A 24044-nucleotide genomic window follows, 5' to 3' on the forward strand; every position below is an offset into this window, starting at 1 on the left:
GGCCGGTCACTGGAGCTATTCTTCATCGACGGCCGCCCCGACGGCATGTTAACCGCATTGATGCCAAATTGGTCCGGCCATATCTTGCGCACGCCTCGCGGCCAAATCAAACAAGCTTTAGCACGCACCGAAGCATCGCACACTGGCGTTTATATTCTCATGGGGGAGCTAGACGGCCAACAAACGGCGTATATTGGCGAGTCAGAAGAGTTAGGCAAACGACTAGGACAGCATGACTCCGAGACCAAACCATGGTGGGATACGGCTGTCTTGATTACATCTATCAACAACAACTTGCACAAAGCGCACATAAAGTACCTTGAAGCCCGCCTCGTCGAAATTGCGCGTCAGGTATCATCAGTGACGCTTAATAATAACAACACCCCGCCGCGCAGCCGACTTTCCGAAGCCGACCGCATGAATATGGAGGGCTTTATTGACACATTGTTCATGGCTCTGCCTGCGATCCGTATTGACATATTTATGGACAAACCACTCAAGTCGCGACAAGTACCACCTGCTGTAACCTTACCCCGCCAAATAGCACCGAACGATCGTATCGGAACGCTTTTTGAAATGTCCATTCCTAAGCTTGGAGTCAAAGCAACGGCGCTAATGCTAGATGGGAAAACCATCGTGCAGGCTGGATCAAAAGCACATACTCACTGGCGTGCAGACCCCACTCACAGTTACGCAAACCTGTTTCTGTCCTTGCTAGACAGTGAAGTTTTGACAGTGAAGGGCGAACACGCAACTTTCTCGACCGACTATGCTTTCAATAGCCCATCAGCGGCTGCGGCAATCATAAGAGGCCGCACTGCAAACGGTAAGAAAGATTGGGTACGACACGATACGCAAGAAACATATGAGACGTGGATCGCTCGAAAACTCACTACATCAGGCAAAACGCCATGATCACCAGTGCTGACGCCCTCGCTCATCTTTTCAACCTCGTCTCCTCGCTAGACGTCGGAACCGTTCCGCTGCGCCTTGCGGCAAACCGCACCCTCGCTCGTGATGTCGCAGCTACACGCGATCAGCCGCCCTTTGCGGCGTCGGCGATGGACGGATATGCTGTGCAAAATGCTGACGTGGCCCCGAACGCGCGGTTTACGGTCATCGGTGAAGCCGCCGCTGGCCACGCCTTTGATGGCAGGGTCACTTCTGGCCAAGCCGCGCGTATTTTCACGGGCGCACCCCTGCCAAGCGGGGCAAACCGCGTGATTATCCAAGAGGATGTGACCCGCAACGGCAACACAATCACTCTTAATGCCATTTTTGACACCGCCGGTTACGTGCGCCCTGCTGGTGCCGATTTCAAAGAGGGCGACACCATCACCGCTCCGCGATTACTGACCCCCTCTGACGTGGCGCTGTTGGCCGCTATGAACATCGCTCACGTTCCAGTGGCGCGCAAACCTGTGGTCGCAATCATCGCAACGGGCGACGAGTTGGTGCAGCCTGGCGAGGTGCCAAACGCAGACCAGATTATCGCCTCCAACAGCTATGGTTTAGCCGCGCTTGTCGAGGCTCATGGCGGTCATGCGCGCATGTTGCCCATTGCGCGCGATAACCTCAGCGCGCTTGAGCTTGTGTTTGATCTGGCAGCAAGCGCCGACCTGATTGTGACCATTGGTGGTGCGTCTGAGGGCGATCATGATCTGGTCGGTCAAGCGGCCCTTTCACGCGGCATGAACCGCGCGTTTTACAAGGTCGCGATGCGGCCAGGCAAGCCGCTGATGGCAGGAACACTAGATGGTACGCCAATGATAGGATTACCTGGAAACCCTGTGTCTGCAATGGTTTGCGGGCATATCTTTATGTTACCAATGCTACGTAAAATGTTGGGGCACGCAGCAATGCCCGCTCTGCGCGAGACTGCCATCCTGCGCAGTTCCCTTGGCAAAAACGGGCCGCGCGAACACTATATGCGTGCAAGAATCGACGCAGACGGGCTACATGTTTTCGAGCGGCAGGACAGCGCGTTGCTGACGGATCTGGCGCAGGCCAACTGCCTTGCTGTTCAGCCGCCGCATGATGGCGCGCGTGCGCCGGGCGACCGTCTGGAATTTATTCGCCTATCTTAGTGTTCATTATTATTCGTGGGTGTAACCTCTTATCGGGGATTACGTGAAGAGCGGTAGATATTCGGTAGGAAAAGGTCCGGCATATACGAACGTCTTTTCAAGGCTAAGGAAGCGACCCCGACCTGCAATATGCTCTTATTGATAGCGGAATTATGTAGGTTCGTTGGATGGCGACCAGCGTTAACGGGGGCGCAGCATCAGGCCATCTGTCGATTGGGGACAAGCGGTTTGATAGAGGTTCGCTTTGCAAGACCGCACCGCCTACGGTGCAACTGCTGTGATTTCTCTTAAAGCCACAAGCGGCAACATAACCTCAAGATGCTTTCGACAGAAAAACACTAAAACAAACAGCATACGGACGAAAAATCGATAATCACGTGACTTGCACAGCATTCGTATTAGTTCGTTCATAAAGATAATTTAAAGGAGATCGACAATGCAATCACGCCGCCAATTCCTGTCCACCACCGCCGCGCTCGGGACTATCACGCTCATCCCGTTTACCGCGACCGCTGAGGGCCATGCCGCTGACAGCTATCCCACTGCGAATGGTACTGTCACCGTGCATCCGGTTGCCCATGCGACTTTCATTCTGGAAACCCCCGCAGGCGTGATCTACGTCGATCCGGTCGGCGGCCCCGCGCTTTATGCCGATTTTCCTAATGCCGATCTGTTTCTGATCACCCATGAACATGGCGACCACTACGATGCCGACACACTTGATGCGCTGATGTCGGACACCGCGACAATTATCGCTAACCCTGCGGTTCTCGCGATGTTGCCAGAGCCACTTAAGGCAAAAGCAAGCGCCATCGCAAATGGCGAGAGCTCAGAGTGGGAAGCGATCAACATCGACGCGATCCCTGCTTATAACACGACCGAAGACCGGATGAACTTCCACCCGCAAGGTCGTGATAATGGCTATGTTTTGTCGATCGACGGGCTACGCATCTACATCTCGGGCGATACCAAAGGGACCCCAGAAATGCGCGCGCTAACCGATATCGACGTGGCCTTTGTCTGCATGAACCTGCCCTTCACCATGAACGCACAGGCCGCGGCAGAAGCAGTCACGGCATTTGCCCCTACCTACGTCTACCCTTACCACTACCAAGGGCGCGATGATGGTACCCAAGACCCCGCAGAATTCGCGGACCTGCTTGAAGGTGCCACAGAGGTAAAGTTCGGCGATTGGTACGGCGCTTAACCGCCAAAAACATCGGCATCGCGCAATTTTGTGCGATGCCCTCCGGACAAAATGCGTTATGTTCTGCATATCCTTGATACCTACATGCAGGACACCAATGACACAGCTGAAATTCCGCCCGCAAATAACAGTCATCCTATGCGCTGCACTTTTCTCTCTTTCCGGGTGCGCGATGCTCAAGCGGCAGGACAGCGCCACACAGCGGGTATCAGGCAGCGAACTCGCTTGCATGGAACGTGTCGTCTATTTTGAATCGAACCGATCTAGCCGTGACGGTATGATCGCAGTCGGCAGCGTTGTGATGAACCGCGTTCACTCGGTGCAATTCCCCAACTCGATCTGCGGCGTCGTCGGGCAAAACAATCAATTCGCGCCTGGCGTGATGTCGAAATCGATGGAACACAGCGGCCGCCCGCTTGCAACCGAAGCCGCCACCGCGCTGTTGCGCGGCGAGCGTCACCCTTTTGTCACCCGCGCCATGTTTTTCCACCAAGCGGGTCACAGCTTTCCCTATGACAATATGCACTATGTCCTAACCGCTGGCGGAAACGCATTTTATGAAAAGCGCAAAAGCAACCTTGTGACGCAATCCTCACCTCCCGCGCCCATTGAAGGGATTACGGGAGGTTCTTAGGCCATCACACTTCGCGTGCTGCCTCAATTGCAGCGGCACGGGTCTCGACTTGCTCTACAATATGCTCGATCATGCCTTCGTTACCCAGCTTATGGCTTTGCTTGCCGGCCAAATAAACCATACCCGACCCAGCGCCGCCGCCGGTGAAGCCTACGTCCGTCATCAACGCTTCGCCCGGACCATTCACCACACAGCCGATAATCGACAGGCTCATCGGCGTTTTGATATGCTCCAAGCGCTTTTCAAGCGCCTCAACGGTTTTAATCACGTCAAACCCCTGACGGGCACATGACGGGCAGGAAATGATATTCACACCACGATGGCGCAGACCCAGAGATTTCAAGATCTCGAAACCCATCTTCACCTCTTCGACGGGGTCCGCAGACAGCGACACACGGATTGTATCGCCAATCCCCGCCCATAGCAGGTTTCCCATACCAATTGCGGACTTAACGGTGCCTGATATCAAACCACCAGCTTCGGTGATCCCAAGGTGGATTGGCGCATCGGTCGCATCGGCCAACTGCTGATAAGCGGCAGCGGCCATAAACACGTCAGACGCCTTGCAGCTGATCTTGAATTCGTGAAAATCATTATCTTGCAAAATCTTGATGTGATCGAGACCACTTTCCACCATCGCATCCGGGCAAGGCTCGCCGTATTTATCCAACAAATGCTTTTCCAGCGACCCCGCATTCACCCCGATACGGATCGAGCAATTATTGTCCTTCGCGGCCTTTATCACTTCTTTCACACGCTTTTCGTCGCCGATATTACCAGGGTTAATGCGCAAACACGCAGCCCCCGCCTCTGCCGCTTCGATGCCGCGCTTATAGTGGAAATGAATGTCCGCAACGATCGGGACCGATACCTCTGGCACGATCAGTTTCAGTGCGCGGCTTGACGCCTCATCAGGCACCGAGACCCGTACAATATCCACACCCGCATCGACAGCCGCTTGGATCTGCGCAATCGTGCCCTTTACATCCGTCGTTAACGTATTGGTCATGGTCTGCACTGTAATCGGCGCATCACCCCCAACAGGTACATTCCCCACCATAATCTGGCGGGACTTGCGACGCGCGATATCGCGCCACGGACGGATAGGATTATGGGACATAGGTCTGGCCTCGGGCTAAGAACGGGATCACCAATACCTATGCAGACATTAGAGCATCAGCAACCTCAAAGACGTCACTTATTCGACAGTCACCGCAACTTCGGCCACCAGCCTGACCGCATCAGCAAGCCCCTGATCGGCAGTCAAATCGGCCTGTGCATAGGTCTGCAAAAGATGCTCTGAAGACAGGTTCAAATTTGACGTGACGGTACCATTACGCCCCGCGGGGCCATAGTGTGCGCCGTTCATTGCAAAGTAGACCGCGCCGCTCTCGCCCACACGCAATGTCGCAGGTTCCTCGGTCGCAGGTAGGGCAAAGGTGTCGCCTGCATCCAGAATACCTTCAAAGATCACCGACCCGTCAGCCGCACGCACCCGCACCCAAGCAGGACGCGCCGCAACCAGTTGCACCTCAGGCACGGGGCCTGTGTTCACTTGAATTGCAGCGGGGGTAACCGCAGCCTCAACCGCCGCCATCACAACAGAATTATCTGTTGTCGTCGTGCCAAGGTTCGGGCTTAAAGTCGAAATCGGACCATCACGGGCAATCAAAACCGGCACGTCCAAGGCCTGGGGACGGTACAGGCGGTCTAATGCCTCGGTCGACGGCGCATCAAATGCCGCGAGCGTATCGCTTTGACCCATCGCATTCACGGCGCTGGCCAGCGGGTCCAGATCGGACACAATGGTCGGTGTCTGCTCGACAGGCGCGAACTTCACTTTTTGCACTTCCTGCAAGACAGTCCAGCCGCCATAGCCCAAGCTACCGATCAACGCGATCAACACAGCCACCGATCCAACCGCACCCGGCTCAATACGCGAAAACATCGCCTCGCCGGCGGGAATAAACGGGGTAGCAGACGATGCAAATATATCTTTGCCTGCATTAGCTGCAAAATCATGGCGCGCAGGTTTTGCGGCAGAGGCAGCTTTAGACATGCCATGCGCCGTTGCAAATCCGCTCTCTAGACAGAAAGTATCAAACGCCCAATCGGGGTCCATGCTTAGGTAACGGGCATAAGAACGCACATAACCTGCAATAAATCCGGGCGTATCAAAGGCCGCAGGGTCGGCGTTTTCAATCGCAGCAATATAGGAAGCTTTAATCTTCAACTCGCGCTGCACATCCAACAGGCTTTTGCCCATTGTTGCCCGCTCGCCGCGCATCAGGTCGCCCAAGCGCAGATCAAAGCCGTCAAACCCCTTGGATTTGACGTCCTCAGCAGCTTTTGTGCGTCTGAAGCTTCTTCCGATCATATCATTTCCTGCAAGGTGCTCAATTTATTGGGCGAATCGCCGCGCCCATTTATCTTACCAAGTTATTATCACAGCAAAACATTCATTGCACACGCAGAAAGCTTATCCGGCTAACTCGGCACGATTCAGCGCACAGTGCGACCAAAGCCCGTCCAACGCGCCCACAAGCGCATCCATTTCGCGCGGTCCGTGAACCGGCGACGGGGTAAATCGCAACCGTTCGGTACCGCGCGGCACGGTCGGAAAATTGATCGGCTGCACGTACATGCCAAACTCTGACAACAACATATCCGACAGTTTTTGGGTGTGCTTGGGATCGCCCACAATCAGCGGCACAATATGTGACCCGTGATCAATAATCGGCAAGCCCAGCCCTTTGAGGCGCAATTTCAAAATTGCCGCTTGGGTCTGATGCGCTGCACGCAACGCCTGATCCTGCTTCAAAAACGCCACCGATGCCGCAGCCCCCGCAGCCAGCGCTGGTGCTAGCGATGTTGTGAAAATAAACCCCGGCGCATAGGACCGGATTGCATCACACATCTTGGGGCTTGCCGCAATATAGCCGCCCATCACGCCATAAGCTTTAGCCAAAGTGCCGTTGATAATATCAATACGGTCCATCAAACCATCACGTTCGGCAACGCCCCCCCCACGCGGACCATACATGCCCACGGCATGCACTTCGTCCAGATAAGTAAGCGCGCCAAATTCGTCCGCCACATCGCATAGTGCTTCAATAGGGCCAAAATCACCGTCCATCGAATAGATGCTCTCGAAGGCAATCAGCTTTGGCGCGGCAGGATCATCGGCCGCAATCAACGTGCGCAAATGGGCAACGTCGTTATGACGGAAAATCCGCTTGGCACCACCGTTACGGCGCACACCTTCAATCATTGACGCATGGTTGCGCTCGTCGGAGTAAATAATCAGGCCCGGAAACAGCTTGGGCAAGGTGCTTAGCGTCGCATCATTGGCGATATAGGCAGAGGTAAACAGCAATGCCGCCTCTTTGCCGTGCAGATCAGCCAACTCTGCCTCAAGGCGCTTGTGATACACGGTCGTACCAGAAATATTGCGCGTCCCACCAGAGCCCGCACCTGTTGCATCCAGTGCCTCATGCATAGCCGCCAGTACAACCGGATGCTGTCCCATGCCGAGATAATCGTTGCCGCACCATACCGTCACCGGGGTCTTGGACCCGTCGGGTTTGTTCCAAACCGCATGCGGATATTGACCGCGCGTGCGCTCAATATCAATAAATGTGCGATAACGGCCCTCAGTATGGAGGTTCTCAATCGCAGTGTTCAGCATCTGATCGTAATTCAAAAGACTTCCTTTCGTCTCTCTACCACGCAGATATTTACGCGGTTTAGAATTATTCTAGCCCTCATATAGAGCCAAAAGCTAGGGGGCAATACGCTACAAACTGTCGCTCCCATACTTGGCCTTATGCACGTGCCACGTTAGGTTAAAGTTGATCCACATCAAACTTGTGTAACAAAGGCCAATAATAATGACACTCAACCCCGTCCTCGCCCGCATAGATGACACCCTAGAAGCCGCAACAGAGCGCCTGCTCGACCTACTGCGAATTCCCTCAATTTCGACCGACCCCGCCTATGCCAAAGACTGCGACGCAGCCGCCGACTGGTTGGTCAAAGACCTGCAATCCATGGGGTTTGACGCCTCCAAACGGCCCACCACAGGGCATCCGATGGTCGTCGCCCACTCTGGTGGCACAGGGCCACATATTTTGTTCTACGGCCATTATGATGTGCAACCTGTGGACCCGCTGAACCTTTGGCACAACGACCCGTTTGATCCGCAAATTCAAGACACCGCCAAGGGCCGCGTTATCCGCGGGCGCGGATCTTCGGACGACAAAGGCCAGTTGATGACATTTGTCGAGGCTTGTCGCGCGTGGAAAAAGGTGCACGGCACCCTGCCCGGCAACATCACGATCTTTTTTGAAGGCGAAGAAGAATCAGGTTCCCCGTCGCTTACCCCCTTTATGAAAGAAAACGCAGACGAGCTGACCTGCGATATTGCGCTGATTTGCGATACAGGGCTTTACGGCGATGCAACTCCAGCCATTATCACGCAACTGCGCGGGCTTTTGGGCGAAGAGCTAACCATCACCGGCCCGGATCTTGATCTGCATTCAGGCATGTATGGCGGCATCGCGATTAACCCCGCACGGGTCATGGCCAAAATAATCTCCAGCTTGCACGACGAAAACGGGCGCATCACCGTGCCAAACTTCTACGACGGCGTGCCCGAACTTTCCAACGAGCTTGCCGCATCATGGGACGATCTGAAGTTCGACCACGATGCATTCCTGAACGCTGTCGGCCTTTCGATCCCCGCCGGCGAAAAAGGACGGCGCCCGCTGGAAATGATCTGGTCACAACCCACCTGCGAAGTGAACGGCATGAGTTCGGGTTACACCGGCGACGGGTTTAAAACCGTGCTGCCCTCCAAAGCTTCGGCCAAAATCAGCTTCCGGCTTGTCGGCACCCAAGACCCTTTGAAAATCCGCGAAGATTTCCGCAAAATGGTCGCAGAGATGATTCCCGCCGATTGCAAAGTCACATGGGCAAACCACGGGGCCTCTGCGGCGTCACAAATGTCGACCGCAGATCCGGCGTTTGCAAAAGCCAAAGCAGCGCTTTCGGACGAATGGCCAAATGCGGCGGCTTACGTTGGCGCAGGCGGCTCGATTCCCATCGCAGGACACTTCAAATCGATCCTCGGCATGGACGCCATGCTGATCGGATTTGGCAAAGACGATGATGCGATCCACTCGCCAAACGAAAAATACGACCTGTCATCCTTTCACAAAGGCACACGGTCATGGGCGCGCATTTTGCACGCGCTTACAAAATAACTCTCAGGCCCTCTTGCACCTGCAAGGGGGCCCTACCCGCGCAACACGATCCGTGCCAGCAAGATATCAAATCTATCAACAGGTTCGGGAAAAAATGGCGTCAAACCGATGGTCAAACGGGCCAAGACAACAAACTGTAACGGGAAGCTACAAAAAATTGCACCAAAGCAATTGGCTGCACTGAATACATTTCGCAATTAAAATGTGATTCAATTCTAAAAAAGAAATGGCGCGGTTGACGGGGCTCGAACCCGCGACCCCCGGCGTGACAGGCCGGTACTCTAACCAGCTGAGCTACAACCGCGCAATCTTACGTCATAAATATCTAAGTGGCGCGGTTGACGGGGCTCGAACCCGCGACCCCCGGCGTGACAGGCCGGTACTCTAACCAGCTGAGCTACAACCGCGCATCTTAGAAATTCAAGTCTTTCGACCTGACGTGCCGTGCTTCTAAGTGCGGGATCGCAGGGCGTCAAGCCAGCAATCACGTAAAAATGCTGCAACGGTAAATTAGCTTGAAATCTTACGGAAAAAACCATGCAAAAGTGACATTTATTGCCGGGTTTTTCCCATGTTCCAAATTTAAACCCCAAGTGCAGCCTTTTACGTCTAAACCTGAGTATACGCAGCACGCGCTTAAATTACCGATTTGCTATCAATCCGGCAAAAACTGGACTGCGTGCCGGAATGATCCAATGCGATTGAATCGATACGGGAAAGAAGAAGAGACGCGGTTTCTCAGACAAGTTTACTGCTGCCGTGATGCTGGAGGCGCTGCGTGGTGAAAATGCGACGCTGGTGAGCACGTGAAAACGGCAGGCGGTTGGAGGCACGGCGAGCGCTTTCTCGACAGCAAAATGACACTGCGCAACGACGTTTTTAAACCTCGCGGCTAGCACTGTAGTGGTGGCTAGGAAATCCCAAGCCGCCAATCGCCATTCCAGAAAAACACGCGTTTCGCGCGTCGCGCTTTAGTCCATATCCCCCAACACAATCGCGCGTCCATGTGCGGTGCGCGTGGTTGCCGCGGCACTCAGTCGCCCGTCGGCCGCGCGCGCGGCGCTGGTGATCCGCCCTACATTGCCAGCCGGTACGCGGGTCACGCAGTGGCCAGCCGCCTCTAGCGTCGACAACGTGGCTTCTGACAGAGTATCTTCGGCGACGACGCCACTTGGCTGGCGTGATCTAGGGTAGAACGACGAAGGCATATGGGTCGTGTGGAACATCGGCGCGTCAGCAGCTTGCTGTAGGTCCATACCGTGATGCACGTGGCGCAGAAAAAATAACAATTGCCATTGGTCCTGCTGATCGCCGCCGGGCGTCCCAAAACTGATCCGCCGTCCGTCGCGGTGCCATGCAAGGCTAGGCGAAAGTGTCGTGCGCGGGCGCTTGCCCGGTTTTAGAGAACCTATGGCAGCATCATCAAGCCAATACATCTGCGCACGTGAATTCAGACAAAATCCTAAGCCCGAGACGATGGGCGAACTTTGGAGCCAGCCGCCTGAGGGCGTTGCCGAGACCATATTGCCATGGCGATCAATGACATCCAGATGCACAGTATCACCGCGTGGGGTCGTCGCCAGATGCGCCATCGTTGGCTCGTAAACAGCGCCTTCGGGCAGGCTCATTTTGTCGAGCATGGCCTGCATTTGCGCGACCTGCGGGCCATAGCCTGCAACGGTTCCTGGGCGAAGATCACAATCAGCACGCGCACCGATCAATGCGCGGCGCGCAGCGTTATAATCCGCAGATAACAACGTATCGATTGGCACTGCATCATGCGTGGGATCGGTGTAGTAGATTTCGCGGTCTGCCATCGCCAGTTTCTGCGCCTCGATTACCAGATGCACAAAGTCGGATCCAAGTGGGTCCATCGCGGCCAGATCATCATCCGCGAGCAACGCAAGCGATTGCAACAAGACCGGCCCCTGCCCCCAAGGACCGGTCTTGGCAATGGTCCAGCCGTGGTAGTCAAATGTCTGCGGGGCTTCGTAATGCGCCGCATATCCTGCCATGTCAGCCGCATTCAACACACCCGCATGGGGCCTGCCGCTGGCATCCATTGCCTTTGTCTCAGCGCAAAATGTTGAAATCTTTTCCGCGATAAAGCCACGGTAAAAACAATCCCGCGCGGCATCAATACGGGCTTCGCGAGTCGCACCTTTGGCGAGGTCCACAACCTGCTGCCAAGTCGCGGCCAGATCGGGATTGGTAAACAACGCACCTTTCACCGGTGGCGCGCCTCCGGGCAACCAGACCTCGGCAGAGCTGGGCCAGTGTTCACGAAAGTAATCCGCAAGCCCCGCAATAGTATCGACTGCACGGTCCAGCATCAGGTGGCCGTTCGCGGCCAGATCAATCGCAGGGGCCATAATATCGGCCAACTCCATCGTGCCGTGATCGCGCAGCATCAGCATCCAGCCATCAAAAGCACCGGGAATTACAGTCGCTAGCAAGCCGTCACCGGGGATCAAGTCCAGCCCTTGGGCGCGGTAATGCGCAATCGTCGCACCAGCAGGTGCCGCTGCCTGCGCGCAGAGCACAACGGCCTGTCCGTCTTTCCAAAGGATCGCGGGCAGATCACCACCCGGTCCATTCAAATGCGGCTCGACAACCTGCAATACCAAACCGGCAACAACGGCCGCATCGAATGCATTTCCGCCATCGCGTAGAATTTTCGCGCCCGCCTCGGTTGCCAAATAATGGGTCGAGGCGATAGCGCCAGTCTCGGATACATCTTGCTGCATTATGTCTCTTTCGGATCAAGGGCGTCGCGCAGGCCGTCACCCATCAAATTAAAACCCATCACAACCATAAAGATCGCAACACCCGGCCACATTGCCATCCATGGGGCCTGACTTAGAAAATTACGGGCTGTCGCTAGCATCGAGCCCCAGCTGGGCTGTGGCGCCTGCTGACCCAGACCCAGAAAGGACAGTGCAGCTTCGGCGATAATCGCGGTGGCAATCGTCAACGTGGCTTGCACCAGAATTGGCGGGAATACATTTGGCAGAATGTAATGCGTCATAATCCGCGTATGTCCCAAACCAATCGCCCGCGCCCCTTCAACGTAATCTTCTGTTTTGACCGACAAAACCTGACCACGTGTCAGGCGGATGAAAATAGGCACCGCTGAAAGACCAATAGCAATCATCGCATTGGTTAGGCTTGGCCCCAAAAATGCGGCCAGTGCAATCGCAAGGATCAGGAACGGCATCGCCAGCAAGGCATCCGTGGCACGCGCGATAATCTGGTCGGTCCAACCGCCAAAATAGCCAGCGATCAAGCCTAATGGCACGCCAACCGCCATGGCGATCAAGACCGAAATCACACCCGCCATCAGCGATGCGCGCGCGCCCCAGACCATACGCGACAGGATATCACGGCCCAACTCATCGGTCCCCATCCAGTGCTCTGCGGACGATGGTAGCCTGATCTTGCCCCAATCAGTATCAATCGGATTAGGAACAGGCAAAATCGGGGCCAACAGCGCGATAATAACAAAGAACACGACAGCAACGCCGCCAACCATCGCACTGCGGTTCTTTTTCAACTTGCCCCATGTGCGATTGCGGCGGGGTGCCGGTGCATCGTCAATAATCGGGGTCACAGCAGCGGTCATATTGTCGCCCTCATACGGGGGTTAAGCAGAACATAAAGCACATCTGCCAACAGGTTTATCAAAATAAATCCGGTCGCCGTGACAAGCACAACACCTTGCACCACAGCATAATCTCGATTGAAAACCGCATCGACGATCATCTTGCCAAAACCGGGGATGGTAAAGATCTGCTCAGTCAGGACCGCACCGGCCAAGAGTTCACCAAACATCATTGCCGCAACAGTGACGATCGGCAGCAACGCATTGCGAAACGCATGACGCCGGATCACAACCTTTTCGCGCAGCCCTTTGGCACGTGCAGTGCGCACATAGTCGGCCTGCAACACACCCAGCATGGACGACCGCGTATGGCGCATCAATGTCGCAGCCAGTGCTGTGCCCAGCACGATGGATGGCATCAGCATGGTCTGGAAACTACGCACGGGATCGACCCAAGGCGACTCGTAGCCAGAGGCAGGCAACCAGCCCAAATTGACCGAAATCAGCATGATCATCATGATGCCAAGCCAGAAATTCGGGATCGACAACCCTGACAGCGCCAGAAAGTTCGCTAGATAATCCCAGAAGGTGCCTTTTTTCACCGCAGACATCACGCCCGCCGGTATCCCGATCACAGTGGCAAATATCATCGACATCACCGCAAGCTGCAGTGTGACGGGCAGTTTTTGGGCAATCAGCTCGGTGACGGGAAGACCGGTGCGCAATGAAATGCCCAGATCACCGCGCAGCACATCGCTGAGCCAGTACAAATACTGAAAAATCACCGGATCATTCAGCCGGTATTTTTCGCGCAGAAACGCGATCGTTTCGGGGTCGCGGCTCTCTCCGGCGAGCACCAGAATAGGATCACCCGGCAACAGCTTTTGCAGCAGAAACACAAAGATCGACACCAAAATCAGCGTCGGAATGGCAACCAGCACCCGATTGGCAATATAGCGCAGCATGTCTACAGGCCCTTTATTATAAGTGTCCCGCCCGCGTGACTGCGGGCGGGATCATCGAGGTTATGACGCAGATTTAGCCAGACACGCCGCGCAAACGGATGATACCATCGGCATAAGGCTCGAAACCTTCAATACCTTCACGCATGGTGTAGAAGTACTTGATGTGATACAAATAAATCAGCGGCAGGTCTTCTTTCAGGATATCGCGGGTCTGCTGATATAGCGATTTGCGGGCTTCCATATCGGGTTCTGCGCGGGCCTGTGCCAGCAGTGCGTCAACGTCTTCATTCAGGTACTTCTGGTCGTTATTGGCACCCGTGCTGCCGACGAAGGCACTGATATTTGCATCGGGATCAATCCGGCCTGACCACCCCTGCTGGGACATATCAAAATTGCCCTGCACGTTTTCGGACAGCAATGTCGCAAATTCCGTGGCGCGCAGTGTAATTTCGAAACCGGCGTCTGCTGCCATGGCCTGAATGACCTGACCTTGTTGCATCGCAATCGGTGCGTTGCCGGTTTGCATTTCGATCCGCACAGGCGTCTCTACGCCGGCTTCGGCCAGCAATTCGCGGGCACGCTCTACATCGCGCGCCGGAACGGGATCGCTTTCGTCATACCACGTTGTACCCGGTGCGGCCCATTGATTGCCGGCGACATATTCGCCCTCAAAGACAACCTGATTAAGCGCTTCGCGGTCAATTGACAGCGACAATGCCTGACGGACACGTGCATCGGACCCTAATGGCCCCTCGGCGCGCGTACCGTTACCAACGTTGATGGTAATGCCTTGGTACCCGATATTAGCCACTTCAAACAGCTGCAAACGGCTGTCGTCGCGGATGCTTGGCACGTCGGACGGAGCGGTGCGCTCGATGATATCCAGATCGCCGGACCGCACATTGGCCAGACGCACGGTGGTGTCGGGGATCGGCTGATAGATCACGCGGTCATAATGGAATTGGTCCGCATCCCAGTAGTCCGCGAATTTCTCCAACACGATCCGGTCGCCCTCAACGCGTTCTACAAAGGCATAAGGGCCTGAGCAAACAGGTGCCGCGCCAAAGCTGTCACCGGCAGCCTCTGCTGCGTCAGGCGAATACATCCGACCTGCATGGTGCGCCAGTTGCGCCACCAAAGTAACGTCAGGACCGTTCAGGGTCAGTGTCAACTCATGCTCGCCTGTCGCCTCGGAACCGGCGATGGACGAAAGTTCTGCACGGCGGTTACTGGTTGGCAAGTTCATGTTGCGGTCTAGAACGCGCACAGCAGATGCAGCATTAAACGGCGTGCCATCATGGTGTGTCACACCTTCGCGTAGTTGGATGGTCAGCGTCAGACCATCGTCCGACCACGTCCAGTCGGTCGCCAGCTCGGGAATAATTTCCATATTGGCATTGGTGTTAAAAAGCCGGTCGCAAAGCGATTCATAAACCAGCGATGACACAAAAGTCCGTGACTGGGACGGATCAAGTGAATCAGGATCCTCGTTCAAACCGATGCGCAGGTCCGCCGCGGCAGCAATACTGCCCAAGGCGACTGTGCCGAGCAGTGTGGTAATCAGTGTGGTAATTCTCATTGAAATCTCCTGTTGTCGAGTTTTTATTGACCGGCAGACTGGTTGGCTGCCTCGCGGTATAGCGCAAAGCGCGCTTCGGTTGCCGCACTGCGCGGTGCAGTGACGACGGCGTCTGACCCCATGACTGGCAAATCTTGCCAATGGTGGCAGGCGGTTTGATGGGTCCCGACTGTGTCCAGTGCGGCATGCGTGGTTTTGCAGATCTCCGTGGCATGCGGACACCGTGTATGGAATTTGCAACCTGCAGGAGGACTGGCAGGCGACGGAATATCCCCGCCCAAGGCCGGCATCGGACCGCGACCACCCGGAACAGGCACCGGAATGGCCGCCAGCAGGGCGCGGGTGTAGGGATGGCGCGGAGACTTAAACAGGTCTTCTGTTGCGGCCAGTTCAACCACCTCGCCCAAATACATAACCGCAATGCGGTCAGCCATGTGACGGATCACCGACAGATCATGTGCGATAATAATCAGCGTCAAACCGAAATCATCTTTGAGATCTTCCAGCAGGTTCACGATTTGCGCTTGCACGGACACATCGAGCGCTGAAACTGGCTCGTCACCTATCAGCAATTTCGGGCCAGAGGCCAAAGCGCGCGCAACACAAATCCGTTGGCGTTGGCCTCCGGAAAATTCATGCGGATAGCGGTCGGCATAATCGGGACGCAACCCGACCTTACGCAGCAAATCAGCCACTTTTTCGCGGCGCTGTTTGCGGTTCAGGCTGGTGTGAACCAATAATGGCTCGCCCACAATCGTCTCGACAGTCATCCGTGGATTCAGTGATGAAAACGGATCTTGAAAAATGAATTGCATCTGCGACCGCAGTTTACGCATGTCGCTTGCTGGCAGCGTGGTCAGGTCTTGGCCGTCATAAACAACCTGCCCTTCCGAAGGATCCAGCAGACGCAACAAAAGCCTTGCAAGGGTCGATTTTCCACAACCGGATTCCCCTACAATCGCAAAGGTTTCGCCTTTGTTCACAGACAATGACACGCCATTGACCGCATGAATCGTTGTCGCGGCACCAAACAAACCGCCATCGGTCGTGAACCTTTTGTATAGGTTCTTGGTCGTCAGAATAGGGTCGGTCATGCGGCACCTTTGGCAGAATAAAGTTCCAGCGGTGCTTTGATACAGGCCACTTTGTGCGCCGGCGTGATCGCAATGTCTGCCGGGCGGCCCGCGTTGCAGTCTTGGGTGGCAAACGGACACCGCGTTGCAAAACGACAGCCTGGCGGCATGTTTTCCGGCACTGGCACCGCCCCCGGGATAGTCATCAGCCGCGACGCCCCCTGCACTCGCCCTGAAAGCGCCGGCATCGAGCCCATCAGGCCCAACGTATAGGGATGTTGCGGATCGGTGAAAATATCCTGAACGGATCCGGATTCCACCACACGTCCCGCATACATGACCGCCACATCATCGGCAATTTCCGCGACAACACCCAGATCATGGGTAATCATCAACATCGCTGCACCCGTTTCCTTTAGCAAATCGCGCATCAGATCCAGAATTTGGGCCTGAATGGTCACGTCCAACGCGGTGGTTGGCTCATCTGCAATCAAAAGGGCGGGATCATTGGCCAGCGCCATCGCGATCATCACGCGCTGACGCATGCCGCCCGACAATTGGTGCGGGTATTCGTCCAGCCGCTTGGCAGCCGCAGGCATTCGCACCAGATCGAACATTTCCAAGGCACGCGCCCGCGCCTCTTGCTCGGAGCATTCGCGGTGGCGGCGCACCGCTTCGGCCACTTGATTGCCGATCGTAAAAGCGGGATTTAACGCCGTCATTGGCTCTTGGAAAATCATCGCAATACGATTTCCACGCAAGGATTCCATCCGCGTCACGCTATAGTCCAGCAGGTTATCACCGTGAAACAAAACCTGCCCGTTGGTCACTGTCGCGGCTTTCTTGGGTAGTAAGCCCATTGTTGCCAGCGATGTCACCGACTTGCCGCAGCCTGATTCCCCGACCAGTGCAAGCGTGCGGCCGGGATTGATTGACAGGCTGACCCGATCAATCAGGTCAATCGGCTGACTGTTAAAACGGATCGACAGATCACGTAGTTCCAGTGTCGGCGTGGCGATTTCACACGTCATGGCCGGTCATTTCCTCTTGGTTATAGTGGATCAGCGCGGTGTAAAGATCGGTCAGATGATCGCGCATGGCTTGCGCTGCGGCAGCGCCGTCACCTTCCTCCATCGCGGCGAGAATACGGCGATGTTCGGTTTGTGGATAACCCACGTTGATCCGGTGGCGATTGTTGATGTTGGTGCGTAAGCGCAATAATCCTTTATCGTGCCGCCAGACATTGAGCCGGTCGAATAGCGACAGCAGCAGCGGATTTGCCGCCGCTTGCGCGATTTCGCGGTGCAAAGCGCTGTCCCACAAATCAGCACTATCGACGTCTTTTGCGCTGTCAATTCTGTCGATGCAGGTCGCAATCCGGCGCAATATGGCAGGTGATGCGCGCTGCGCCGCCAGACGCGCCAGCGAAGGCTCCAGCGCCAAACGCGCCTCGATCAGGTTGACCAGGCCAGCGGGACTGGGGCTAACGGTATCTGCCTGCGCCAGAGGCATATCCTGCGGCGGCCCCGTGAATGTGCCAGAACCTTGGCGTCGCCAGATCGACCCTTCGGCCTCTAGCACTTCCAAAGCGCGCCGGATCTCGCGCCTGCCCACCCCTAATTGTGCAGCCAAGTCACGTTCGGTCGGTAGCTTTTGCCCCGGTGCCCCACTGAGTGAGACCAATATCGCGCGCAAACGTTCCAGCGCCACAGCGGAGGTATCTGCCACTGCACAGTTTTCGTCACTAACTTCCCTAAGGTCAAGCTTCGAAGCGAAATCCGGAGATTTGGGTGAATCGTGTGAATCATTTTCCATTGGTTCAGCTTAAGGTTCTTTTTGGTTCACGCAACAAATATTTAGTTTGGTCCGACGGGTTATCCCGCGACACCGTGTATTGCGCCGCTGCTTCAGGCGGACACATCCATTGATTTGCGATATCGGATTCGAGCCATCCGGAATATTTTGAACATCGCGAATATCATGATTGCCGCATCGCTTAGACGAAAGTCCAAGGTGTGGCCCGAATGCGCAATCATCACAGGGATGTGGCGGCAACCGAACCGAGCCCGTTCACGAAACAGGCGTTTGACCGCAGTTCGTAGATCCGCATCGGATAATTATTTGATTTTATTTGTAAAATGGCGATTGATCAAAGGTAAAAAAATCCAAAATAAATAGGTATGCCGCTGATATTTATCAATAATAAGATTCTATCATAACCAAGCATGAGACTGACGAAGTGACGTAAACAACCAAGTTGTCGTCGCCCGGCTTTGTGAAAGTCAAATACCCCCGCCGGAGCGAACCAGCGGGGGTCTTGTCACGTTTAGTTTCCGTTTGGCAGCAGTAGTTGAACCAATGCCGCCTGCGTTAGAAAACCCGTCGGATCAAGGTTTCGACTTCTTTGGAACTGCCGGATCGCGCGGCGCGTGAGATCATCAAATTTCCCTTCCTGAGCCCCCGGATCCAGTCCCAGTTGCGACAGCCGTTGCTCGATCACGCCGCGTGTCAACGGATTGAGATTGAGTGACGCCTCGACGCCCTGCGCGCGTTCGTTAGAGGCGGCATTCGCCTGTTGATCGCGCAAGGCTGTCACGCGGGTCTGCGCCTCGTCGCGGAATGCGCCATCGCGAAAATCATTCAAATAGGCCTGATACGCCTCGGCATTATCGAGGCTGCGGGCTTCGGTCCATGCATCACGGTCGGCACGTGCCGCCTGCGCCAGCAGGTTTTCTTCTAAAAGGTTCAATGCGCTGGTGGCCTGATCTGCATAAGCACCATCAGGATACCGCTCTAGGTAGCTGCGCAATCCCGCGCTCTCACCTTTCGCTCCGGTTTCTTCCCAGTAAGCGCGGTCCAGCTGAAGCTCTTCTGCACGCGCGCGCGCGGCTTCTTCTTCGAGCTGCGCCGAGCGTCTGGCGGCTTGCGCGTTAATCCGTGTGATTTGTTCGGACGTCAGATACGTTGTCTGCCCAAAGCCGTTTTCCTGCTGCCAGTTCATAATAGCCGTCCGCGTCCCCTGACCGTAAATACCATCAATGCCGCGTGTGTTATAGTTCAGGATAGAAAGATCGCGCTGGATGCTCCGGCGCGCATCTCGCGTCAACGCGAGCCCCTCTTCGCCAAGCCGTGCGGCGCGGTTTGGCTCGGCTAATATCGTCTCTATTGCGCTTGACGCTTCACTGGCAAAAGCACCGCGCGGATATTGTCTTAAATAGGCTTGATAGGCTTCCAGCGTTCCCGCATTCTGTGCTTGTGTCCATGCGGCCCGTCCTGCTTGCTGATCTACGATAACGGGGCGTGGTGCAGCGGTCGCGGGCAAGGAAGCGGTCGCCTGCATCACCAAAGTCTTGGGTTGAAACCCGTCAACCTCCAAGCCGCGCGCATCATCCACAGCCGACAGGATATCCGCCTGAGGTGTGATAACCGCGCCCGTAATCAAGCGGGTCAGACTACGCGGGTCGCCTTGAATAACTGTGACACCCTGCGGGATATTCATCACCCCAAGACCTTCTCTCAGGGTCGGTCCGATACTATCGGTTGCTCGCTGGTCGGACGCTAACATCAGGATTGCCTGACCTGGCACGTTCGCCAAAACCTGCAAAACACTCTCGATAGATACAGCTTCTTGTTCGAGCGCGAATAGCGTTGGCGCTGGCGCATTGACTGACAGGAACCAGCTTCGGGAGCCATCGGTGACAAATTGTCCCGCCAACACAACAATCAATCGCTCGGCATCCTCGGCGCGCGATTGCAAACGGGTCAACACATCGCGCATGGCATCAACTGAAGGCTCCATCAGCGCATCAACCACATACCCGGCGCCACGTAAATTTTCGGCTACGTCCGTCACGTCTGTACCACCTGAAAAACGGTCGAGGGTCACATAACGATCCGCACCGATTAGCACGGCTGCATCTTCAGCAAAAACAGGGAACGCGATCAAGGACAACACTGTCGGTAAACAAAACAAACGCATGGAAGTCTCCAATTGAAATGGATTTCGACCCGCATTCTTGCGAGCCTTGATGTTAGCGTTAGGTTAGATCTGATCGCCCGTGATATCCAATAACAACCTTTTTCAGACGCTGTCTGTGAACAGCGACTATAAAAAGTGCAACGCTCAGACGTGACCAAAACCCAAAGGTGCAATACAATCGCAATCGCTGACGTCGGGTGTGATTACCGGCGACCCATTTATCAACATTACCGCAGATTTGCCTTATAACCAAAGTATCCGATCAGGGGAGCGCGGCTCTTAGAACATTTGGCTACCCGGCAGATGCCGCCAGCATATCGCCGGCGTAGGCGTCCATCAGCTCTGCGCCAAACTCCTCGGCGCCTTCAATGCGTAGATCCGAAATATGTGCAATGGCATCATCGCGCACCTTGCGGTTTGGATAGACCGTCACAATCGAAAACCGGTCGAGGTCTGCATCAACAAGCATCGAGTGCACAGCCCCCAAAGCCAAAAGCCCCGGAAAGTATTTGCGCTGCATCAGCTCGGTCACATGTTCCAAGGTCTCGGCGTCGCCCGTCATGCGCCACGTCGAAATCGTTATAAAACTCATTTTAGCTCCTCCTACAAACGCCATAACATCAATTTTCAAACACTTATCTCGCGCTTTTTGCGATCAATCATCTGCCTCGCGCCACAACAGGCTGAGCACTCCGCGCCGGGTTGTCGCGAGCCGACACATGTTCAGCTTTTCAACTTGCTGGCATGATACTCAATCACACTCGCCAACCCGTTTAATGCCGCCTTTTCTGCATCGGTCAGGTCGCCGAAGGCCAGTTCTGTTTCCTCAAAAAGCACTTCCAGCTTGCGCATCTCGTCTTTCAGCTGCCGAAGTTTCTCTGTCCGGTTTGTCGATGTCGTCATCGTCATCTCCCCAAAACCCGCATTGATTGCGACCACCCGATTTTAACGCGGGATCCGCTACTTATAGCACAGTTTGCTCAAATCCGGAACAAGATCGCGCTATCAGGCCCACATTCCCTCCACGTTCGACTGCACGGGGCGGGGGAGTTCAGTAAAAATGGTGACGTTTAAAAAAGCGCTCCCATTGTCCAGTTTGGTCTAGAGATCGGGCCATTTTTGCCGCTGAGCAGCTGGTGGCATAACCGATCACTTCAGCGTATCGCAGTATCCGCAACTTGCGCTAGATCTCTCGTTGGTTATTGTCCATAAACATCTCTCTGTTCACCGTGACGAGAAGTGACAGGATATGTCTCGCGAGTAACGGAGGGATCTACAAAGAGGCGGCCGAAAATTCTCACTAAAAAGATTCTGTTTGATTTTACCGTTTATTACTGGCAAGTGGCATGAAATATTTTTGGAAACTAGTGGAACTCAAATGCAAGTAAGTGTTCGTGATAATAACGTTGATCAGGCGCTTCGTGCGCTCAAAAAGAAGCTACAGCGTGAAGGTGTGTTCCGCGAAATGAGGCTCAAAGAGCATTTTGAAAAGCCATCCGTTCGGAAGGCTCGCGAGAAAAAAGAAGCGATTAGCCGTCAGCGCAAATTGGCGCGTAAAAAGGCAGAACGTGAAGGCTAAAGCCTAATCGTAATACGTGCATCATGTGGTCAACTATAAATGTTGGTGCATGGTCGGCCTCTGTCATATTGCTGTCGTTGCGTCTAGCAACGTTAATTGACAGTTAAAAAAATGGCTGAAGCGATATTTCAGCTGCGTTGCCGCAGCTGAACAACTACGCGTGTCGCTGAGCGGTATTACACTCGGCATTTCCGCGGATCGCAAAAGATTTTATAGTTAAATAGCACTGTTTGGACAATGCTGCGTATAGCAGTGTTGGGATGGACGCTTCACAGCATTAGAAAATCTGACACAGTCGGTGGTCGTTTCTTCGGCGCGCCGACGAGAATCTCAAAGCGCCTTTTGTGACCGCCACTCCCTTCAATGAGAGACATAGACGGATTATTTTGACCTGATTCTGCCACAAAACAATGCGCGTACACCTATTGTGGCAGCGGGTGCTGATCTAAAAACCGCTCCAAGCACGCCGCACATACGGCAAAGAGAGCATGATTGTTAGATTGCTATTTTTCCTGCAAAATATAGGGCGGCAACAATGCACTCAAACTGCCGTTGATTTGCATTGTCCGCGCGGGGTCGAATTCCCCACCTGCGAGCGGCTCGCGATGGTGGGCAGTCGCCTCAAAACTGCCTTCAATGAAAACTCCGTCATCACGGGTTTCAATGCTTGTCAGGGAAAAAGCGACGTCACTGGCCTCGGGCTCGGATTCGCTTGCGATCCAGCCAGACCTCCAGCCTTCTGCCAAATACATCACCGTGGCGTTCAACGGGATCAATTGGCCACCAACAGACATAACGTCGAAACTGAACAAAAGGCTGTCTTCAGAAACTTGCACGGTATCTTCGGCTGGTTGACCCCAAAGCTGAAAAGATTGCAAATTCGCGACTGCGATCGACAAGCCAAAGGATTGGCTTTCGTTGTCTTGCGCGGACAAAAACCATGTGCGTTCTTCACCATCGAGAGTGGCGGTGATATTGCCAAAAACCTCTTGTCCAAAAGACAGTGTTGGAGCGAGGGACAGAGCGGCAGCATAGATAACGTAGCGAAATGATGAAAACGGCATTGGTTTTCCAATCTATGAAAGGTGAATTGCTGTATAGTTCGTGCGTAAACATCGGGTATTGCAAAAGTTTAGCGACCAAATCCTAGCCTGCCAATTATTTATATACGCCCTGACGCAATGGTTTTTGTGACCATAATATTTATTGTCGCATTTTTAGAGCTGCATGCTAGGCTGGATCATATAGATTCCATTATTAACCATGGAAGAAGTGTTTCAAATGTTTTTTAAATTCAGCATCGCCTTCTTTCTTGCCTTCATTTCTATTTCGTCCTTTGCCAATGCCGCGCCTGATGTCGCATGCAATTACGGAAGCCCCAAGGCTTGGGCGCAGGTCAACGGCACGATTGTCGGGTCTTGGCAAATTTCGCACCATGCGGGCTATGTTATTGCAGGCCCGATGACGATGCCATTCCCGGCGAGTGGCGACATCGAAACGATGCAAATTGAAATGACCGCAGATGGCGGCCTGATTGGCACCCACCCGGAAGCACAGGCCCCTATTGAGTTTGTTTGGGCAGATGAACCGCCTTGGAGCTTTGAAGCCCATGCAAAGGCAGATGGGACGCCTGCCCCTCTTTTGTCGTCATCCGATGTTGAAACGTTGATGGGCTGCAAAGTTGACGATCTTGCGCGATTGATCGGTCATTCTCAGGTGACGCTGGGCGGTGTCACAATGGATTTCACACTGCGATTGATGGTCCTTGGGGCGACATCCATCTATGGTATTTTCCACACATCGAGCATCGTAAACGGTGTTTCGGTAAAAAGTTGGCGCGCGGTTACCATGACGCGCTAGGCCAATCAGGTCGCGCGAAGGAGTGTGAAGCGAGTGGAACACCTCAATTCGCTGTGAGCTATTTCTGGTGCGACAAGGGCTGGATATACGGACTGATGATGACAAAACTGGTCCCTGCCCTTCGCTATTTTACGTCCAAAAATCCACGATTTTGTTTATAACGCTCTGATCCATGTCAAGGCAGCCGATGTATATGGCGCTATTATTAAGACTAGA

At 54.5% G+C, this 24044-nt stretch carries 21 protein-coding genes and 2 tRNA genes; 7 read left to right on the forward strand and 16 right to left on the reverse strand.

What is annotated here, in order from left to right; genetic code table 11:
* Positions 1 to 45 precede the first annotated feature (45 nt).
* The 4 genes from ACXLHR_RS06890 (at position 46) to ACXLHR_RS06905 (ending at position 3928) form a co-directional block, all read left to right on the forward strand.
* The gene (locus ACXLHR_RS06890) at positions 46 to 915 is read left to right on the forward strand and encodes a GIY-YIG nuclease family protein (protein WP_458790758.1); all 870 of its coding nucleotides are present in this window, start codon (positions 46 to 48) and stop codon (positions 913 to 915) included.
* The gene (locus ACXLHR_RS06895; protein ID WP_458790759.1) at positions 912 to 2087 is read left to right on the forward strand and encodes a molybdopterin molybdotransferase MoeA; all 1176 of its coding nucleotides are present in this window, start codon (positions 912 to 914) and stop codon (positions 2085 to 2087) included. The genes ACXLHR_RS06890 and ACXLHR_RS06895 overlap by 4 nt, the downstream gene beginning before the upstream one ends.
* 436 nt (positions 2088 to 2523) lie before the next feature.
* Complete coding sequence (locus ACXLHR_RS06900) at positions 2524 to 3294, forward strand: MBL fold metallo-hydrolase (protein WP_458790760.1); 771 nt, start codon at positions 2524 to 2526, stop codon at positions 3292 to 3294.
* Positions 3295 to 3391: 97 nt separating this feature from the next.
* Complete coding sequence (locus ACXLHR_RS06905) at positions 3392 to 3928, forward strand: cell wall hydrolase (protein WP_458790761.1); 537 nt, start codon at positions 3392 to 3394, stop codon at positions 3926 to 3928.
* A gap of 4 nt (positions 3929 to 3932) precedes the next feature.
* On the opposite strand, the gene ispG is transcribed toward ACXLHR_RS06905, so the two are convergent.
* The 3 genes from ispG to hemA all read right to left on the reverse strand — a co-directional run bounded on the left by ispG (position 3933) and on the right by hemA (position 7616).
* A complete protein-coding gene (gene ispG, locus ACXLHR_RS06910) occupies positions 3933 to 5048 on the reverse strand; it encodes a flavodoxin-dependent (E)-4-hydroxy-3-methylbut-2-enyl-diphosphate synthase (RefSeq protein ID WP_458790762.1) in 1116 nt (371 codons plus the stop codon).
* Positions 5049 to 5126: 78 nt separating this feature from the next.
* Positions 5127 to 6305, reverse strand: coding sequence for a helix-turn-helix domain-containing protein (locus ACXLHR_RS06915; RefSeq protein WP_458790763.1), 1179 nt, complete (start codon positions 6303 to 6305; stop codon positions 5127 to 5129).
* 102 nt (positions 6306 to 6407) lie between these two features.
* Complete coding sequence (hemA, locus tag ACXLHR_RS06920) at positions 6408 to 7616, reverse strand: 5-aminolevulinate synthase (protein ID WP_458792493.1); 1209 nt, start codon at positions 7614 to 7616, stop codon at positions 6408 to 6410.
* Positions 7617 to 7818: 202 nt separating this feature from the next.
* Between hemA and ACXLHR_RS06925 the strand changes: the two genes are divergently transcribed.
* Positions 7819 to 9192 (forward strand): M20/M25/M40 family metallo-hydrolase, encoded by a 1374-nt coding sequence (locus ACXLHR_RS06925; RefSeq protein WP_458790764.1) that lies wholly within the window; start codon positions 7819 to 7821, stop codon positions 9190 to 9192.
* Positions 9193 to 9419: 227 nt separating this feature from the next.
* Here the strand turns inward: ACXLHR_RS06925 and ACXLHR_RS06930 are convergent.
* The 12 genes from ACXLHR_RS06930 to ACXLHR_RS06985 all read right to left on the reverse strand — a co-directional run bounded on the left by ACXLHR_RS06930 (position 9420) and on the right by ACXLHR_RS06985 (position 21292).
* Positions 9420 to 9496, reverse strand: a tRNA-Asp gene (locus ACXLHR_RS06930).
* A gap of 26 nt (positions 9497 to 9522) precedes the next feature.
* A tRNA-Asp gene (locus ACXLHR_RS06935) sits at positions 9523 to 9599 on the reverse strand.
* Positions 9600 to 10163: 564 nt separating this feature from the next.
* Positions 10164 to 11939: a gamma-glutamyltransferase family protein gene (locus ACXLHR_RS06940; RefSeq protein ID WP_458790765.1), complete on the reverse strand. Its 1776-nt coding sequence runs from the start codon at positions 11937 to 11939 to the stop codon at positions 10164 to 10166.
* A complete protein-coding gene (locus tag ACXLHR_RS06945; protein ID WP_458790766.1) occupies positions 11939 to 12814 on the reverse strand; it encodes an ABC transporter permease in 876 nt (291 codons plus the stop codon). The genes ACXLHR_RS06940 and ACXLHR_RS06945 overlap by 1 nt, the downstream gene beginning before the upstream one ends.
* Positions 12811 to 13758, reverse strand: a complete 948-nt coding sequence (locus tag ACXLHR_RS06950; RefSeq protein ID WP_458790767.1) for an ABC transporter permease — start codon at positions 13756 to 13758, stop codon at positions 12811 to 12813. Before ACXLHR_RS06950 ends, ACXLHR_RS06945 begins: the two co-directional genes overlap by 4 nt.
* A gap of 73 nt (positions 13759 to 13831) precedes the next feature.
* Positions 13832 to 15337: an ABC transporter substrate-binding protein gene (locus ACXLHR_RS06955; protein WP_458790768.1), complete on the reverse strand. Its 1506-nt coding sequence runs from the start codon at positions 15335 to 15337 to the stop codon at positions 13832 to 13834.
* A 23-nt stretch (positions 15338 to 15360) separates the two neighbouring features.
* On the reverse strand, positions 15361 to 16431 hold the full coding sequence (locus tag ACXLHR_RS06960; RefSeq protein ID WP_458790769.1) for an ABC transporter ATP-binding protein: 1071 nt from the start codon (positions 16429 to 16431) through the stop codon (positions 15361 to 15363).
* Complete coding sequence (locus ACXLHR_RS06965) at positions 16428 to 17441, reverse strand: ABC transporter ATP-binding protein (protein WP_458790770.1); 1014 nt, start codon at positions 17439 to 17441, stop codon at positions 16428 to 16430. Before ACXLHR_RS06965 ends, ACXLHR_RS06960 begins: the two co-directional genes overlap by 4 nt.
* Positions 17431 to 18138 (reverse strand): FadR/GntR family transcriptional regulator, encoded by a 708-nt coding sequence (locus ACXLHR_RS06970; RefSeq protein WP_458790771.1) that lies wholly within the window; start codon positions 18136 to 18138, stop codon positions 17431 to 17433. Before ACXLHR_RS06970 ends, ACXLHR_RS06965 begins: the two co-directional genes overlap by 11 nt.
* Positions 18139 to 18736: 598 nt before the next feature.
* Positions 18737 to 20389 carry a peptidoglycan-binding domain-containing protein gene (locus ACXLHR_RS06975; protein ID WP_458790772.1) on the reverse strand — a complete coding sequence of 551 codons (1653 nt, stop codon included), beginning with the start codon at positions 20387 to 20389 and terminating at the stop codon, positions 18737 to 18739.
* A gap of 292 nt (positions 20390 to 20681) precedes the next feature.
* On the reverse strand, positions 20682 to 20981 hold the full coding sequence (locus ACXLHR_RS06980) for a hypothetical protein (protein WP_458790773.1): 300 nt from the start codon (positions 20979 to 20981) through the stop codon (positions 20682 to 20684).
* Positions 20982 to 21112: 131 nt separating this feature from the next.
* A complete protein-coding gene (locus ACXLHR_RS06985; protein WP_458790774.1) occupies positions 21113 to 21292 on the reverse strand; it encodes a hypothetical protein in 180 nt (59 codons plus the stop codon).
* Between the two features lie 475 nt (positions 21293 to 21767).
* Here ACXLHR_RS06985 and rpsU point away from each other — a divergent pair, with 475 nt between their 5' ends.
* On the forward strand, positions 21768 to 21968 hold the full coding sequence (gene rpsU, locus ACXLHR_RS06990; protein WP_458792494.1) for a 30S ribosomal protein S21: 201 nt from the start codon (positions 21768 to 21770) through the stop codon (positions 21966 to 21968).
* 503 nt (positions 21969 to 22471) lie between these two features.
* Here rpsU and ACXLHR_RS06995 read toward each other — a convergent pair.
* Positions 22472 to 23032 (reverse strand): hypothetical protein, encoded by a 561-nt coding sequence (locus tag ACXLHR_RS06995; RefSeq protein WP_458790775.1) that lies wholly within the window; start codon positions 23030 to 23032, stop codon positions 22472 to 22474.
* Positions 23033 to 23249: 217 nt separating this feature from the next.
* Here ACXLHR_RS06995 and ACXLHR_RS07000 point away from each other — a divergent pair, with 217 nt between their 5' ends.
* Positions 23250 to 23828, forward strand: a complete 579-nt coding sequence (locus tag ACXLHR_RS07000) for a hypothetical protein (protein ID WP_458790776.1) — start codon at positions 23250 to 23252, stop codon at positions 23826 to 23828.
* Positions 23829 to 24044 lie beyond the last annotated feature (216 nt).

It is taken from the genome of Yoonia sp. MH D7, assembly GCF_054439475.1.

Coding starts and splice junctions, on each gene's coding strand:
- ACXLHR_RS06905 (WP_458790761.1), top strand. CDS start 3,392: ATGACACAGCTGAAATTCCGCCCGCAAATAACAGTCATCCTATGCGCT.
- ACXLHR_RS06960 (WP_458790769.1), bottom strand. CDS start 16,431: ATGACCGACCCTATTCTGACGACCAAGAACCTATACAAAAGGTTCACG.
- ACXLHR_RS06955 (WP_458790768.1), bottom strand. CDS start 15,337: ATGAGAATTACCACACTGATTACCACACTGCTCGGCACAGTCGCCTTG.
- hemA (WP_458792493.1), bottom strand. CDS start 7,616: ATGCTGAACACTGCGATTGAGAACCTCCATACTGAGGGCCGTTATCGC.
- ACXLHR_RS06950 (WP_458790767.1), bottom strand. CDS start 13,758: ATGCTGCGCTATATTGCCAATCGGGTGCTGGTTGCCATTCCGACGCTG.
- ACXLHR_RS06890 (WP_458790758.1), top strand. CDS start 46: ATGTTAACCGCATTGATGCCAAATTGGTCCGGCCATATCTTGCGCACG.
- ACXLHR_RS06945 (WP_458790766.1), bottom strand. CDS start 12,814: ATGACCGCTGCTGTGACCCCGATTATTGACGATGCACCGGCACCCCGC.
- ACXLHR_RS06965 (WP_458790770.1), bottom strand. CDS start 17,441: ATGACGTGTGAAATCGCCACGCCGACACTGGAACTACGTGATCTGTCG.
- ACXLHR_RS06995 (WP_458790775.1), bottom strand. CDS start 23,032: ATGCCGTTTTCATCATTTCGCTACGTTATCTATGCTGCCGCTCTGTCC.
- ACXLHR_RS06900 (WP_458790760.1), top strand. CDS start 2,524: ATGCAATCACGCCGCCAATTCCTGTCCACCACCGCCGCGCTCGGGACT.
- ACXLHR_RS06980 (WP_458790773.1), bottom strand. CDS start 20,981: ATGAGTTTTATAACGATTTCGACGTGGCGCATGACGGGCGACGCCGAG.
- ACXLHR_RS06915 (WP_458790763.1), bottom strand. CDS start 6,305: ATGATCGGAAGAAGCTTCAGACGCACAAAAGCTGCTGAGGACGTCAAA.
- ACXLHR_RS06895 (WP_458790759.1), top strand. CDS start 912: ATGATCACCAGTGCTGACGCCCTCGCTCATCTTTTCAACCTCGTCTCC.
- ACXLHR_RS06940 (WP_458790765.1), bottom strand. CDS start 11,939: ATGCAGCAAGATGTATCCGAGACTGGCGCTATCGCCTCGACCCATTAT.
- ACXLHR_RS07000 (WP_458790776.1), top strand. CDS start 23,250: ATGTTTTTTAAATTCAGCATCGCCTTCTTTCTTGCCTTCATTTCTATT.
- ACXLHR_RS06985 (WP_458790774.1), bottom strand. CDS start 21,292: ATGACGACATCGACAAACCGGACAGAGAAACTTCGGCAGCTGAAAGAC.
- ispG (WP_458790762.1), bottom strand. CDS start 5,048: ATGTCCCATAATCCTATCCGTCCGTGGCGCGATATCGCGCGTCGCAAG.
- ACXLHR_RS06975 (WP_458790772.1), bottom strand. CDS start 20,389: ATGCGTTTGTTTTGTTTACCGACAGTGTTGTCCTTGATCGCGTTCCCT.
- rpsU (WP_458792494.1), top strand. CDS start 21,768: ATGCAAGTAAGTGTTCGTGATAATAACGTTGATCAGGCGCTTCGTGCG.
- ACXLHR_RS06925 (WP_458790764.1), top strand. CDS start 7,819: ATGACACTCAACCCCGTCCTCGCCCGCATAGATGACACCCTAGAAGCC.